This window comes from Rathayibacter sp. AY1B4 (genome assembly GCF_002932815.1).
GTDB lineage: Bacteria > Actinomycetota > Actinomycetes > Actinomycetales > Microbacteriaceae > Rathayibacter.
In genome coordinates this window covers 120,174-133,544 of sequence record NZ_PSWN01000002.1, presented here as the reverse complement: position 1 = coordinate 133,544, position 13,371 = coordinate 120,174, and the positions used below count along the sequence as shown (strand labels likewise).

The following is a 13,371-nucleotide window of genomic DNA, read 5'->3' as shown; positions in this document are numbered from 1 at the left end:
TGCGAGGATACACGGACGGATCGGGAGTACCCCCGGGGTGGAGCCGGAGCCCTCGCCCGCCCGTCCTAGGCTGTCCGGATGAGGATCGCAGTACTCGGAGCAGGCGCCGTCGGCGGCACCATCGCCGCCCTTCTCGACCGCGCCGGGCACGACGTCGAGGTCACCGCCCGAGGCGACCACCTCACCGCGATCCGCCGGTCGGGGATCCGGCTCGACGGGGCGTGGGGCGAGCACACCGCCTGGGTCCGCTGCGGCGAGTCCCTCGACCTGGTGCCCGATCTCGCCTTCGTCTGCACGAAAGCGCAGGACGCCGAGGACGCGCTGCGCACCAACCGCCGCACGGTCGACGGCACCCTCGTCGTCGTCGTCCAGAACGGACTGGACGGACTCACCGCGGCGGCCCGGCAGGTGCGCGACGCCCGGCTCGTGGGTGCTCTCGCCCTCTTCGCCGCGAGCCACCTCGAACCCGGCCGCGTCACCGTCACGGCTCCTGCCACGACCACGCTCGGCGTCCCCGGCCGCCCGGCCGACGACGACGTCCGACGGGCCGCCGCCGTGCTCGGCGAGGCGGTCCCCACCGCCGTCACCGACGACTTCACCGGAGCGCAGTGGACGAAGCTGCTGATCAACGAGGTCAACGCCCTGCCCGCGATCACCGGGCTCTCGGTCCAGGAGACGATCGACGATCCGGGGCTGCGGCGCGTCCTCGCCCGGTCGATGCGCGAGGCCGCCCGGACGGGCCTCGCGTCGGGCGTCCGCTTCGGCTCGCTGCAGGGACTCTCGAACACGTCCGTCCGCGCCCTGGCCACCGCTCCCCTGCCCCTGGTCGAGTTGCTCCCCCGCCGGATGGCCGCGCGGATGGGCGAGGTGCCGAACCCCGGGTCGACGCTGCAGAGCGTCCGCCGCGGAGTGCCGAGCGAGATCGACCACCTGGCCGGGGCCGTGGTCCGCACCGCTCACCGCGGCGGGCGCGAGGCACCGGTCAACCAGCTGCTGGTCGACCTGGTGCACGAGGTCGAGCGGGCGGGCGCCTTCGTGCCGCCGGCGGAGGTCGTGCGCCGCGCCGCCCTGGTCTGAGCCCGCGGCCCTGTCGGACCGACGCCGCCCGCGGCGGCGGCCTCCGTCCCGAGGCTCAGCAGGAGTCGGCGAAGAGGCGCCGGGGCTGCTCCGGATCGCGGATGTCGACGAGGATCCCCGCCAGCCGGCGCGGGTCCGTCGTGGCGCGGTACGCCGCGTCCACCGGCGGCTCCTGCGTGTCGAGGCGGATGCTGGTGCTCCACGCGCCGCGCAGCTCCGGCCGGAGGGCGAACTCGCCGTCGACGAGCAGCACCGCGTCGCGGCCGGCGGTCCGCCAGCGCGCCTGCCGCGCCTCGTCGCGCACCGCGTCGAAGCCCGCGAGCACGAACCCGGTGCTGCCGCCGAGGGTGAACGGATCGAGCAGCACGCGGCGCAGGAGCTCGTAGTCGTACCCGGCCGCGTAGGAGCGCTGCTCGTCGGGCACGGCGGGGTCGTCCCGATCGGCGCGGGGACGTCGGAAGTCGGCGAGGTGCGCGACGATCGCGTCCTTGCCGGCCCGGCGGAGCGCCTCCGCGAGGTCGAGCGCGAACGCCGCGCTCACCGCGGGGTCGTCGCCGTCGATCCCGACCTTGACCCGTCCGCGCCCGTAGTTGTGCAGCACCTCCGCCGCGAGAGCGTCGAGCACATCGGCCTTCTGCGGAGCCCACCTGGTCATCCGCCCACGATACGCGCCGCCGCCTAGTGTGGGCTGATGCCCTCCGACCCTCTCGCCGACGCGATCACCGCCTGGTTCCGCACGAGCGCCCGCGACCTGCCGTGGCGCCGCGAGGGGTTCCCCGCCTGGGGCACGCTCGTCAGCGAGTTCATGCTGCAGCAGACCCCGGTGGTCCGCGTCGTCCCGCGTCTGGCGGAGTGGCTGGAGCGCTGGCCGACACCCTCCGCACTCGCCGCCGTCCCGCCCGGCGAGGCGGTGCGCGCCTGGCAGTCCCTGGGCTACCCGCGGCGGGCCCTGCGCCTGCACGCCTGTGCCGTGGCGATCGCCGAGGAGCACGGCGACGTGGTCCCCGACGACGTCGAGACCCTCCTCGCGCTGCCCGGCATCGGCGACTACACCGCCCGCGCCATCGCCGTGTTCGCCTACGGGAGGCGGCACCCCGTGGTCGACACCAACGTCCGCCGGGTCCTCGCGCGCGCGGTCGACGGAGCGGCGGAGCCCGGCCCGCCCCGCGCGAGGGCCGACCTCGCCGCGATGTCGGCGCTGCTGCCCGAGTCGCTCTCCGAGGCGGCGGCCTTCAACGCGGGCGCGATGGAGCTGGGGGCGGTCGTCTGCACCGCCCGCGCTCCGCGCTGCGACGAGTGCCCGATCCGCGACCTCTGCCGCTGGCGGGCGGAGGGGTACCCCGAGCACACCGGGCCCGTGAAGGCGAAGCAGAAGCGGTTCGAGGGCTCGGACCGCCAGGTCCGCGGCCTCATCCTCGCCGAGCTGCGCGCCGCGCACGGCCCGGTCACCGCGGCCGAGGTGGAGTCTCTCTGGCCGGACGCCGACCAGCGCGGTCGCGCCCTGGCCGGGCTCCTCGCCGACGGCCTGGCGACGGGCGGCCCGGAGGACGGCTACCTCCTCCCCGGCTCCTGAGGGCCCGTCGACCGCCGTCCGCGTCGGAGGAGGCGGGTAGGGTCGGCGCCGTGACCGGTCGCCGCCTCCGCCTCCCCCGCCCCGACGCCGCCGTCGAGCGCGCCCTCGACGTCGACCTCGCCCAGGACGTCCAGCGCGCCCTCGCCGCGGTCCGCGTCGAGAACGACATGCCCGGCCCGTTCCCGCCGGCCGCGCTGGCCGAGGCCGAGCACGCGGACGCCGGAGCGGACGACGAGGACCGCGTCGACCGGACGGACCTCCCCTTCGTGACGATCGACCCGCCCGGCTCGCTCGACCTGGACCAGGCCCTGCACCTGGAGCGCACGTCGGAGGGCGTCGTCCTCCGCTACGCCATCGCGGACGTGCCCGCGGTCGTCCGCACCGGCGGAGCGCTCGACGCCGAGACGCGCCGCCGCGGCCAGACCTACTACCTCCCGGACGGCCGCGTCCCGCTGCACCCCGCGGTCCTCTCCGAGGGGACCGCGTCGCTCCTGCCGGACGAGACGCGCCGAGCGCTGGTCTGGACGCTGACCCTCGACGAGCGGGCGGAGCCGCGCTCGGTGCACCTCGAGCGGGCGCTCGTGCGCAGCGTGGCCCGGCTCGACTACGAGGGCGTGCAGCGCAGCGTCGACGCGGGCGATCCGCACCCCTCCCTCGCCCTCCTCCCCTGGTTCGGACGCGAGCGCCTGGCGCGCGAGGCCGAGCGCGGAGGAGCGAGCCTGACGCTGCCCGAGGAGGAGATCGTCGCCGCCGACGGCGGCTACCGGGTCGAGCGCCGCGCTCCCCTGGCCGTCGAGGGCTGGAACGCCCAGGTCTCGCTGCTGACCGGCATGGCGGCGGCGACGATGATGCTCGACGCGGGGGTGGGCATCCTCCGGACCATGCCCGAGGCCGACCCCGCCACCGTCGCGGCCTTCCGCTCCCGAGCCGCGGCGCTCGGCGTCCCGTGGCCCGAGGAGGAGGCCTACGGCGCCTACCTGCGCCGCCTCGACACCGCCGACCCCGCCCAGCTCGCCATCATGTACGCCGCGGCGAGCCTGTTCCGCGGCGCCGGCTACACCGCCTTCGACGGCGCCCCGCCGGAGCATCCCGAGCAGGCGGCTCTCGCCGCGCCGTACGCGCACGTCACCGCGCCGCTGCGGCGCCTGGTCGACCGGTTCGGCCTCGCCGTCTGCCTCGCGGTGTCCCGCGGCGGAACGATCCCGTCGCAGCTGCGCGAGGCGCTGCCCCTGCTCCCGCCGCTCCTCGCCGCGAGCGACCGCCGGGCCGGAGCCGCCTCCCGTGCGGCGACCGCGATCGTCGAGGCCGCCGTCCTCCGCGGCCGCGAAGGAGCCTCCTTCAGCGGGATCGTCGTCTCCTCGGCGCGCACCCGCTCCTCGGTCCAGCTGCTCGACCCGGAGATCACCGTCGACGTCCCGGCCCCGCTCACGCCGGGAGCCCGTGTCGTCGTCGTCCTGGAATCGGTCGACGTCGCCACGGGCTCCGCGGTGTTCGGGCTCGGCGCCTAGTCCTCGTCGTCCTCGCGGGGCTTCACATAGGGGTCGGCCTCGCCGGCGTAGTCCGCCTGAGCGGCGAGCGACTGCACCTGCGAGTCCTGGCTGCGCGCGGCGGCGAGCAGATCCTCGATGTGCTTCGCGTTCTCGGGCACCGCGTCGAGGATGAACTCGAGCGACGGCGTGAGCCGGGACGTGATGTTCCTGCCCACCTCGGTGCGGAGCATCCCGGTGGCGGCCTTGAGGGCCGCGGCCGAATCGGCGCGCTCCTCATCGGTGCCGTAGACCGTGTAGAACACCGAGGCGTGCTGCAGGTCGCCGGTCACCTGGACATCGGTGATGGTGACGAAGCCGAGGCGCGGGTCGCGGAGACCGCGCTCGAGCCGCTTCGCGACGATCACCTGGATACGTTCGGCGAGCTTCCTCGCCCGGGCCGGATCTGCCATGGCTGGTCCTCACATCTCTCTCGGCGAACCGTTCAGCTCGCCATTCAACCACTCTCCGCCCGGACGACCGGTCGCGTCCGAGGGGGCCTTGCTTCTGGGGCGTGATGCCCCTCGACCGCGCGTCTGCGACGGCGCGGGTGGGGTGCCTTCTCGCGGCTCCCTGATCCTCGGGGACCGGGGTGGGAAGGCTCAGGTGCTGGATCGGGAGCCGGACGTCGCCCGCAGGCGCGCTGCTCGCGAGCTGCTCGCTCGGCGGGCGCACCGACCGAGACGGGAGCGCCTGATCTTCGACGGTCTCCCACGCCCGGAGGTGCGGAAGCGCCCTCTGGAGGGTGCGCACCTCCGGGACACGGGCGGCCCCCGATTCCTCCCGCAGGGCGCGAGAGGACGAGAGTCCCCTCCCGATCCCGCACGAACAGCGCCGTGAGACGCCGGAAGGCCCGGGCGGACCCGGGCCTTCCAGTGGAGCGGATCAGCCTCGCGGCTTCTCCTTCATCTCGATCGTCTCGATCTCGTCGCCGATCTGGATGTCGTTGTACTTTCCGAGTCCGATACCGGCCTCGTAGTCCGTACGGACCTCCGTGACGTCGTCCTTGAAGCGACGCAGCGACTCGATGGCCAGGTTGTCCCCGACCACGACGCCGTCACGGATGACGCGCGCCTTCGAGTTGCGGGTGATCGTGCCGGAGCGGACGATGACACCCGCGATGTTGCCGAACTTGGAGGAGCGGAACACCTCGCGGATCTCGGCGACACCGGACTGGACCTCCTCGAACTCGGGCTTGAGCATGCCCGTGAGCGAGTTCTCGACCTCTTCGATCGCGTTGTAGATGACCGAGTAGAAGCGGATGTCCACTCCTTCTCGAGCAGCGCGCTCGCGGGCCTTCGGGTCGGGGCGGACGTTGAAGCCCACGATGATCGCGTTGTCGATCGTCGCGAGGTTGACGTCCGACTCCGTGATCGCACCGACACCGCGGTGGATGATGCGCAGCTGCACCGAGTCGTCGACCTCGATCTTGACGAGCGACTCCTCCAGCGCCTCGACGGCACCGGACACGTCGCCCTTGATGATGAGGTTGAGCGACTCGACCTTGCCCTCCTCGAGAGCACGGGTGAAGTCCTCGAGCGAGATGCGCTTGCGGGCCTTGGCCAGCAGGGCGTTGCGCTGAGCGGCTTCGCGCTTCTCGGCGATCTGACGGGCCGTGCGGTCCTCCTCGGTGACGAGGAAGGTGTCGCCGGCGCGGGGCACGGACGAGAGTCCCTGCACCTGCACCGGACGCGACGGCACGGCTTCGAGGACGGCGTTGCCGTTCTCGTCCGCCATCGCACGGACGCGGCCGTAGGCCGTTCCGGCGACGATCGCGTCTCCGACGCGCAGCGTTCCCGACTGGATGAGCACGGTCGCGACCGCACCGCGTCCCTTGTCGAGCTTCGCCTCGATCGCGACTCCGCGCGCCTCCTTGTTGGGGTTGGCGCGCAGGTCGAGACCGGCGTCCGCGGTGAGCAGCACGGCGTCCAGGAGGTCCTGGATGCCGGTGCCCGCGCGAGCCGACACGTCGACGAACATGACGTCTCCGCCGTACTCCTCGGCGACGAGCCCGAACTCGGTGAGCTGCTGGCGCACCTTGGCCGGGTTGGCGTCGGGCTTGTCCACCTTGTTCACCGCGACCACGATCGGCACGTTGGCCGCCTGGGCGTGGTTCAGCGCCTCGATGGTCTGCGGCATGATGCCGTCGTCCGCCGCGACCACGAGGATCGCGATGTCCGTGACCTGGGCACCGCGGGCTCGCATGGCGGTGAACGCCTCGTGACCCGGGGTGTCGATGAAGGTGATCGGGCGCTCGATGCCCTCGTGCTCCGCGACGACCTGGTACGCACCGATGTGCTGCGTGATGCCGCCCGCCTCGCCGGCGACGACGTTGGCGTTGCGGATCGCGTCGAGCAGGCGCGTCTTTCCGTGGTCGACGTGACCCATGACGGTGACGACCGGCGGACGGATCTCGAGGTCCTCGTCCGTCTCGTCGTCGAGCTCCTGCTCGAGGTCGAGACCGAAGCCCTCGAGGAGCTCCTTGTCCTCGTCCTCGGGCGAGACGACCTGGATCTTGAAGCCGAGCTCGGAGCCGAGCACCTCGAAGGTGGCCTCGTCGAGCGACTCGGTGGCCGTCGCCATCTCGCCGAGGGCGAAGAGGACGGTGACCAGGTTGCCGGGGGGCACCGGCACGCCGGTCATGGCCTCGATCTTGTCGGCGAAGTCCGAGATCGACGCGCCGCGGCGCAGACGGATGACCGTCCTGCCGTCGCCGCGGGGGACGCTGACGCCGCCGAGCGACGGGGCCTCCCTGAGCTCGAACTCCTGACGCTTCGTGCGCTTGGACTTCCGGGCCTTGCTCTTGCCGCCACCGCGACCGAAGGCTCCTGCGGTTCCACCGCCGGGGCCGCGACCGCGACCGCCGCCGCCACCGGGACGCGGGGCGAAGCCGCCACCGGCACCGGGAGCGCCGCCGGGGCGCTGGAAGCCGCCGCCGGCCGGACGACCGGCACCGCCGGGACGTCCTGCTCCGCCGCCGGGTCCGCCGGGACGCTGGCCGAAGCCGGCGGGGCGCTGGCCCATGCCGGGTCCGCCGGGTCGGGGCGCGCCGGGGCGCGGAGCAGCGGGGCGGGGGATGTTGCCCGGGGTCGGACGCGATCCCATGCCCTGCGAGCTGGCGAAGGGGTTGTTGCCGGGGCGCGGGGCGGCGGGACGCTGTCCCATGCCCTGGTTGCTGGCGAACGGGTTGTTGCCCGGGCGCGGGGTGCCGCCGGGGCGGTTGGAGCCGCCCGAGGCGCCGCCGGGGCGCGGGGTGTTCGCGGCGGGAGCCGGACGCGGGGTCACGGGCTTGGGTCCGCCGGGGGTCGCGCCGGACGCCGGCTTCTCGGCGGCGGCCGGAGCCGCGGGGGCCTCGGTCGGAGCCGGAGCGGCGGCCTCGGCGGGCGCGTCCTTGGCTGCCTGGGCGCGCTGAGCGGCCGCAGCCTCCTGGGCTGCCTGAGCCTGGGCCTGGCGCTCGGCGACCGACATCGGCGGTGCGGGCGCCGGAGCGGGCGGCTTGGCCGGGCCGGGCGTGGGCGCGGACGGACGGGCGCCGGAGGGGCGCGGGGCCCCGGGACGGGCACCGGCGGCGGGGGCGGCCGGGGTCGCCGACGCTCCCGCGGAGGAACCGCCCTGGCCCTGGAGGGCCTGGCGGAGCTTGCGCGCCACCGGGGGTTCGATGCTCGAGGACGGGCCCTTGACGAACTCGCCGAGCTCCTTCAACTTCGCAAGTGCGACCTTGCTATCGACACCCAGTTCGGATGCGATCTCGTGTACGCGTGGTTTTGCCACTTCTCTCCTGTCTTGGGCCTGCACCCAAGACGGGGGCAGGCGTCACGAACGGACGGGTCTCATTTCGAGCCGCTCATCAGTCTTCGCTCATGATCAGTTCACGGGCCGTTCTGCCTGTTCTCTATGGTGTGATCGTGCGCTGCTCCGGCCCCTCCGGTCGAGGGGCCGAGCCGGTCGGATCGTGCGATGTACTGCTCCAGCTCGCTCGCGTCCACGCTCTCGCGTGTCCGGAACGCTCTTCCGAACGCGCGGCGCTTGACCGCGAGCTCGTAGCAGTCGGCAGTGTCGTGGAGCCACGCTCCCCGACCAGGACGGACGGCACGCGGGTCTACCGCGAGGACGTTCGAGTGGAGGACCAGCCTCAGAAGAGAGGCCCGGGGGGCGCGCAGACGGCAGCCGACGCACGTTCTGACGGCTTCCACTCTACTCCCTCCCCTCCGGGACCGCTCCCCCGCACGGCCGATGCTCGGGGATCACTCCCCGTCCATCACCGAATCGGGCTGGATGTCGATCTTCGCGCCGGTCAGCTTGGCGGCGAGGCGGGCGTTCTGGCCCTCCTTGCCGATGGCGAGCGAGAGCTGGTAGTCGGGGACGAGCGCCCGGACGGCCTTGAGGCTCTGGTCGATCACGAACGCGCTGGTCACCTTGGCGGGCGAGAGCGCGCTGGCGACGAAGGTCGGCAGGTCGGAGGAGTAGTCGACGATGTCGATCTTCTCGTTGTTGAGCTCGGCGGTCACCGCGCGCACGCGCTGGCCGAGCTCGCCGATGCAGGCGCCCTTGGCGTTCACGCCGGGCTCGGTCGCGCGCACCGCGATCTTGGTGCGGTGGCCGGCCTCGCGGGCGAGGGAGACGATCTCCACCACGCCGGACGCGATCTCGGGGACCTCGAGGGCGAACAGCTTGCGCACCAGCGACGGGTGGGTGCGGGACACCTGGACCGACGGGCCCTTGGGTCCGCGGCCGACGCTCGTGACGTAGACGCGGATGCGGCGTCCGTGGCTGTAGTCCTCGCCGGGCACCTGCTCCTCGGGCGAGAGGATCGCCTCGATGGAGCCGAGGTCGACGTGGATCATCCGCGGGTTGGGGCCCTGCTGGATGACGCCGGCGACGATGTCGCCCTCGCGGCCCTTGAACTCGCCGAGCACGTGCTCGTCGGCGATGTCGCGCAGGCGCTGGTTGATGACCTGCTTCGCGGCGAAGGCGGCGATGCGGCCGAAGTCGCGCGGGGAGTCCTCGGCCTCGCCCACGACGGCGCCCTCCTCGTCGAGCTCGGGCACGAAGACCGAGACGTGACCGGTCTTGCGGTCGAGGTGCACGCGCGCGTCGACGGCGGTGGCCTTGTCGGCGTCGTCGGCCTGGCCGATGTGCTTGAGGTAGGCGGTCAGGATCGCCTGCTCGATGATCTGCACGAGTTCCTCGAAGGGGATCTCGCGCTCGCGCTCCATGAGTCGCAGAACGCTCAGGTCGATGTCCACGGGCGGGCCTTTCTCTCTATTCACTTGGATGCCGCGGTGGTGACCGCGGTCGTTCGCCTGCCGGGCTCTCACCCGGATCAGCCCTCAAGGGTACCCGACGCGGCCCGGGGTTCCACCCGCGGATCCTGCCGACGCACGGAGGGCCCCGCCTGCCACGGGAAGCGGTGGCGGGGCCCTCGGCGTGTCGGGTCTAGGCGCCCAGCCGGGCGAGCGCCTCGGCGACCGGGAGCTGCTCGCGCTCGCCGGACCGGCGGTCCCACAGCTCGACGATCCCGTCGGCCGCTCCTCGGCCCGCGATGACGATCACGGGCACCCCGATCAGCTCGGCGTCGCCGAACTTGACGCCGGGCGAGACCTTCGGGCGGTCGTCGATCAGCACGTCGCGGCCGGCGGCCTCGAGGGAGGCGCCGACCGACTCGGCGAGCTCGAGAGCCGCCGCGTCCTTGCCGGTCGCGATGACGTGCACGTCGAACGGCGCGACGTTCGCGGGCCAGAGCAGTCCTCGGTCGTCGTGGGTGGCCTCGGCGATGATGGCGAGGATGCGGGTCACGCCGATGCCGTAGGAGCCCATCGTGACGGTGACGAGCTTCCCGTTCTCGTCGAGCACCTTCAGCCCGAGGACGTCGGCGTACTTGCGGCCGAGCTGGAAGACGTGGCCGATCTCCATGCCGCGGGCGGTCTCGATCGGGCCCGAGCCGTCGGGCGCCTCGTCGCCGGTGCGGACGTCCGCGACCTCGACGGTGGCGTCGCCGTGGAAGTCGCGGCCGGCGACCAGGTCGAGGACGTGCTGCCCGGAGACGTTGGCCCCGGTGATCCAGGCGGTGCCGTCGACCACGCGCGGGTCGAGCAGGTAGCGGACGCCGGTCGCCGACTCCTCGCCCAGGACGGCTCCCTCGGCCGACCAGGGTCCGATGTAGCCCTTGACCAGTCCGGGGTGCTTCGCGAAGTCCTCCGCGGTGGCGGCCTCGACCTCGGCCGGGGCGAAGGCCACTTCGGCGCGCTTGAGGTCGACGTCGCGGTCGCCGGGCAGGCCGACGATCACGAGCTCGCGGGTGCCGTCGAGCGCGGTGAGCGCGAGGACGACGTTCTTCAGGGTGTCGGCGGCGGTCCAGGCGCGGCCGTCGGGGCGGGGCTGCGTCGCGTTCGCCAGGTCGACCAGGGTCTGGATGGTCGGGGTGTCGGGCGAGTCGAAGACGCGCGCCTCGGGCAGGCCCTCGACGGGCAGCGCCGCGGGGACGGGCGTGCGGTACGCCTCGACGTTCGCCGCGTACCCTCCCGCCGACCGGACGAAGGTGTCCTCGCCGACGGGGGTGGGGTGCAGGAACTCCTCGCTCCGGGAGCCGCCCATCGCTCCGGCGTCGGCCTGCACGATCACGTACTCCAGGCCCAGGCGGGCGAAGATCCGCTCGTAGGCGTCGCGCTGGCGCTGGTAGCTCGCGTCGAGGCCGGCGTCGGTGTAGTCGAAGGAGTACGCGTCCTTCATCGTGAACTCGCGGCCGCGCAGGAGGCCCGCGCGGGGCCGCGCCTCGTCCCGGTACTTGTCCTGGATCTGGTAGATCGACAGGGGCAGGTCCTTGTAGGAGGAGTAGAGGTCCTTCACGAGCAGCGTGAAGAACTCCTCGTGCGTGGGAGCCAGCATGTAGTCGGCGTCCTTGCGGTCCTTCAGGCGGAACACGCCGTCGCCGTACTCGGTCCAGCGCCCCGAGAGCTCGTAGGGCTCGCGGGGCAGGAGCGCGGGGAAGTGCACCTCCTGGGCGCCGGCGGCCTCCATCTCCTCGTGGATGATCCGCTCGATGCGGCGCTTGACGCGCAGTCCCAGCGGCAGCCAGGCGAAGACGCCGGGCGCCTGACGGCGGATGTAGCCCGCGCGGACGAGGAGGCGGTGGCCCGCGACCTCGGCGTCGGCGGGATCCTCCCGGAGCGTGCGGACGAACAGATGCGAGAGACGGGTGACCACGAGGGACGATCCTATCCGCTGCGCTCCCCCGGCTCGCGAGGGCGCCGGGAGCCTCAGTCGGGGATCCGCGAGAAGACGACCGCTCCGCCCGTGCCGTCCAGCAGCACGTCATCGGGGGTGCCGCCGATCGTCATCGGGCCGGAGAGGAGCGCCCGGAGCCGGATGGCCTCGGGGCTCGGCGTGTCGGAGCAGGTGTCGGATCCGGTCACCTCGTCGCCGGGGATCAGCACGCCGTCGTCGATCCGGTAGGCGGCGCTGACCACGAGGCAGCCGGTGCCGACGACCAGGGTCGGCGCACCCCCGACGCTCTCGGAGCGGAGGCGGACGCGGGCGTCCTCGACCCAGGCCGTGTACGGGGTCTCCCCCTCGGCCGCGGTCAGCACCCAGCGGTCGCAGCCGAAGGGGTCCTGCGGGCTGCGGCTGTCGATGCACTCGCCGGCCTCGGAGGACGGGCCGCTGCGGAGCGCGGCGACACCGGAGGCGAGGAGCGCGGCGGCGACGACCACGAGCGCGAGGCGCAGTGCGGGGCGGACCACGTCGATCCGCCCCGCGCCGTCAGTTCGCGCCGACGGTGACGACCGGGGCTCCGGTCGAGGTGTCGTCGGCCGGCATCTCGGCGGCCAGGCGGTTGGCCTCCTCGATGAGGGTCTGGACGATCTCGGCCTCGGGGACGGTCTTGATGACCTCGCCCTTGACGAAGATCTGGCCCTTGCCGTTGCCGGAGGCGACGCCCAGGTCGGCCTCGCGGGCCTCGCCGGGTCCGTTGACGACGCAGCCCATGACGGCGACGCGCAGCGGGACGCTCATGCCCTCGAGGCCGGCGGTGACGTCGTTGGCGAGCGTGTAGACGTCGACCTGCGCGCGGCCGCAGCTGGGGCAGGAGACGATCTCGAGCTTGCGCTCGCGGAGGTTCAGCGACTGGAGGATCTGCAGGCCGACCTTGACCTCCTGCGCGGGCGGGGCCGAGAGGGACACGCGGATGGTGTCGCCGATGCCCTCGCCGAGGAGGATGCCGAAGGCGGTGGCGGACTTGATCGTCCCCTGGAACTCGGGGCCGGCCTCGGTGACGCCGAGGTGGAGGGGCCAGTCGCCGCGCTCGGCGAGCTGGCGGTAGGCCTTCACCATGACGACGGGGTCGTTGTGCTTGACCGAGATCTTGAAGTCGTGGAAGTCGTGCTCCTCGAAGAGGCTGGCCTCCCAGACGGCGCTCTCGACGAGGGCCTCGGGGGTGGGCTTGCCGTACTTCTGCAGGATGCTCGGCTCGAGCGAGCCGGCGTTGACGCCGATGCGGATCGAGACGCCGGCGGCCTTCGCGGCGGCGGCGATCTTGCCGACCTGGTCGTCGAACTTGCGGATGTTGCCGGGGTTCACGCGGACCGCGGCGCAGCCGGCGTCGATCGCGGCGTAGACGTAGTTGGGCTGGAAGTGGATGTCGGCGATGACCGGGATCTGGCTCTTCTTGGCGATGATCGGCAGCGCCTCCGCGTCGTCGCGGCTCGGCACCGCGACGCGGACGATGTCGCAGCCGGACGCGGTGAGCTCGGCGATCTGCTGGAGGGTCGCGTTGATGTTCGTCGTCGGTGTGGTGCACATCGACTGGACGCTGACCTGCGCGTCACCGCCCACGAGCACCTTGCCCACCTTGATCTGGCGGGACTTGCGGCGGGGGGCGAGGGTCATGGGGACCTTGGGAAGACCCAGATTCACTGCTGGCACGCGCCCCATCGTACGCGCGCCGCGGGACCCCTCGTCCGCTCGCCGCACCTTCCCAGCCGCCGCCCCTCCTGCGCGCCTCGGAACCCGTCCACCGCACCTGCTCTCAGCCCGAGACCGCACGACGATCCGCGGTCGCCGCACCCCGAGCCGAACCGCCGATCCCGTCCGAGCGATTCACCGCAGACGCTGCCAGCCCGCTCGCTTCACAGAGCGGACCGCGCCACGCCGGTCAGCGACCGCCCTCCCACCCTCGAGGCGAACGGGTGAATCGCGTCC

The 13,371-nt window shown here is 73.1% G+C and carries 11 protein-coding genes; 3 read left to right on the top strand and 8 right to left on the bottom strand.

Translation table 11 applies throughout. The features are described 5' to 3' along the window. Positions 1-78 precede the first annotated feature (78 nt). Positions 79-1,077 (top strand): ketopantoate reductase family protein, encoded by a 999-nt coding sequence (locus tag C5D66_RS01810; protein WP_104255104.1) that lies wholly within the window; start codon positions 79-81, stop codon positions 1,075-1,077. Positions 1,078-1,132: 55 nt separating this feature from the next. On the opposite strand, the gene C5D66_RS01805 is transcribed toward C5D66_RS01810, so the two are convergent. Then, complete coding sequence (locus C5D66_RS01805) at positions 1,133-1,732, bottom strand: hypothetical protein (protein ID WP_146083143.1); 600 nt, start codon at positions 1,730-1,732, stop codon at positions 1,133-1,135. 36 nt (positions 1,733-1,768) lie between these two features. Between C5D66_RS01805 and C5D66_RS01800 the strand changes: the two genes are divergently transcribed. Then, positions 1,769-2,650, top strand: coding sequence for an A/G-specific adenine glycosylase (locus C5D66_RS01800; RefSeq protein ID WP_104246569.1), 882 nt, complete (start codon positions 1,769-1,771; stop codon positions 2,648-2,650). A gap of 50 nt (positions 2,651-2,700) precedes the next feature. Continuing rightward, positions 2,701-4,158 (top strand): ribonuclease catalytic domain-containing protein, encoded by a 1,458-nt coding sequence (locus C5D66_RS01790; protein WP_258063839.1) that lies wholly within the window; start codon positions 2,701-2,703, stop codon positions 4,156-4,158. Here C5D66_RS01790 and rbfA read toward each other — a convergent pair. The 7 genes from rbfA to ispG all read right to left on the bottom strand — a co-directional run bounded on the left by rbfA (position 4,155) and on the right by ispG (position 13,095). Continuing rightward, positions 4,155-4,589: a 30S ribosome-binding factor RbfA gene (gene rbfA, locus C5D66_RS01785; RefSeq protein WP_104223052.1), complete on the bottom strand. Its 435-nt coding sequence runs from the start codon at positions 4,587-4,589 to the stop codon at positions 4,155-4,157. The genes C5D66_RS01790 and rbfA overlap by 4 nt on opposite strands. A 472-nt stretch (positions 4,590-5,061) precedes the next feature. Next, entirely contained in the window at positions 5,062-7,947 is a 2,886-nt protein-coding gene (infB, locus tag C5D66_RS01780; protein ID WP_104246572.1) for a translation initiation factor IF-2, read from the bottom strand. Between the two features lie 98 nt (positions 7,948-8,045). Then, complete coding sequence (locus C5D66_RS01775) at positions 8,046-8,369, bottom strand: YlxR family protein (protein WP_104225593.1); 324 nt, start codon at positions 8,367-8,369, stop codon at positions 8,046-8,048. Between the two features lie 51 nt (positions 8,370-8,420). Beyond that, the gene (gene nusA, locus C5D66_RS01770) at positions 8,421-9,422 is read right to left on the bottom strand and encodes a transcription termination factor NusA (RefSeq protein ID WP_104225180.1); all 1,002 of its coding nucleotides are present in this window, start codon (positions 9,420-9,422) and stop codon (positions 8,421-8,423) included. A gap of 190 nt (positions 9,423-9,612) precedes the next feature. Next, positions 9,613-11,379 (bottom strand): proline--tRNA ligase, encoded by a 1,767-nt coding sequence (locus C5D66_RS01765; RefSeq protein ID WP_104225179.1) that lies wholly within the window; start codon positions 11,377-11,379, stop codon positions 9,613-9,615. A gap of 53 nt (positions 11,380-11,432) precedes the next feature. Next, positions 11,433-11,915 carry a hypothetical protein gene (locus tag C5D66_RS01760; protein WP_104225178.1) on the bottom strand — a complete coding sequence of 161 codons (483 nt, stop codon included), beginning with the start codon at positions 11,913-11,915 and terminating at the stop codon, positions 11,433-11,435. A gap of 19 nt (positions 11,916-11,934) precedes the next feature. Then, positions 11,935-13,095, bottom strand: coding sequence for a flavodoxin-dependent (E)-4-hydroxy-3-methylbut-2-enyl-diphosphate synthase (gene ispG / locus C5D66_RS01755; RefSeq protein WP_173244694.1), 1,161 nt, complete (start codon positions 13,093-13,095; stop codon positions 11,935-11,937). Positions 13,096-13,371: the final 276 nt, after the last annotated feature.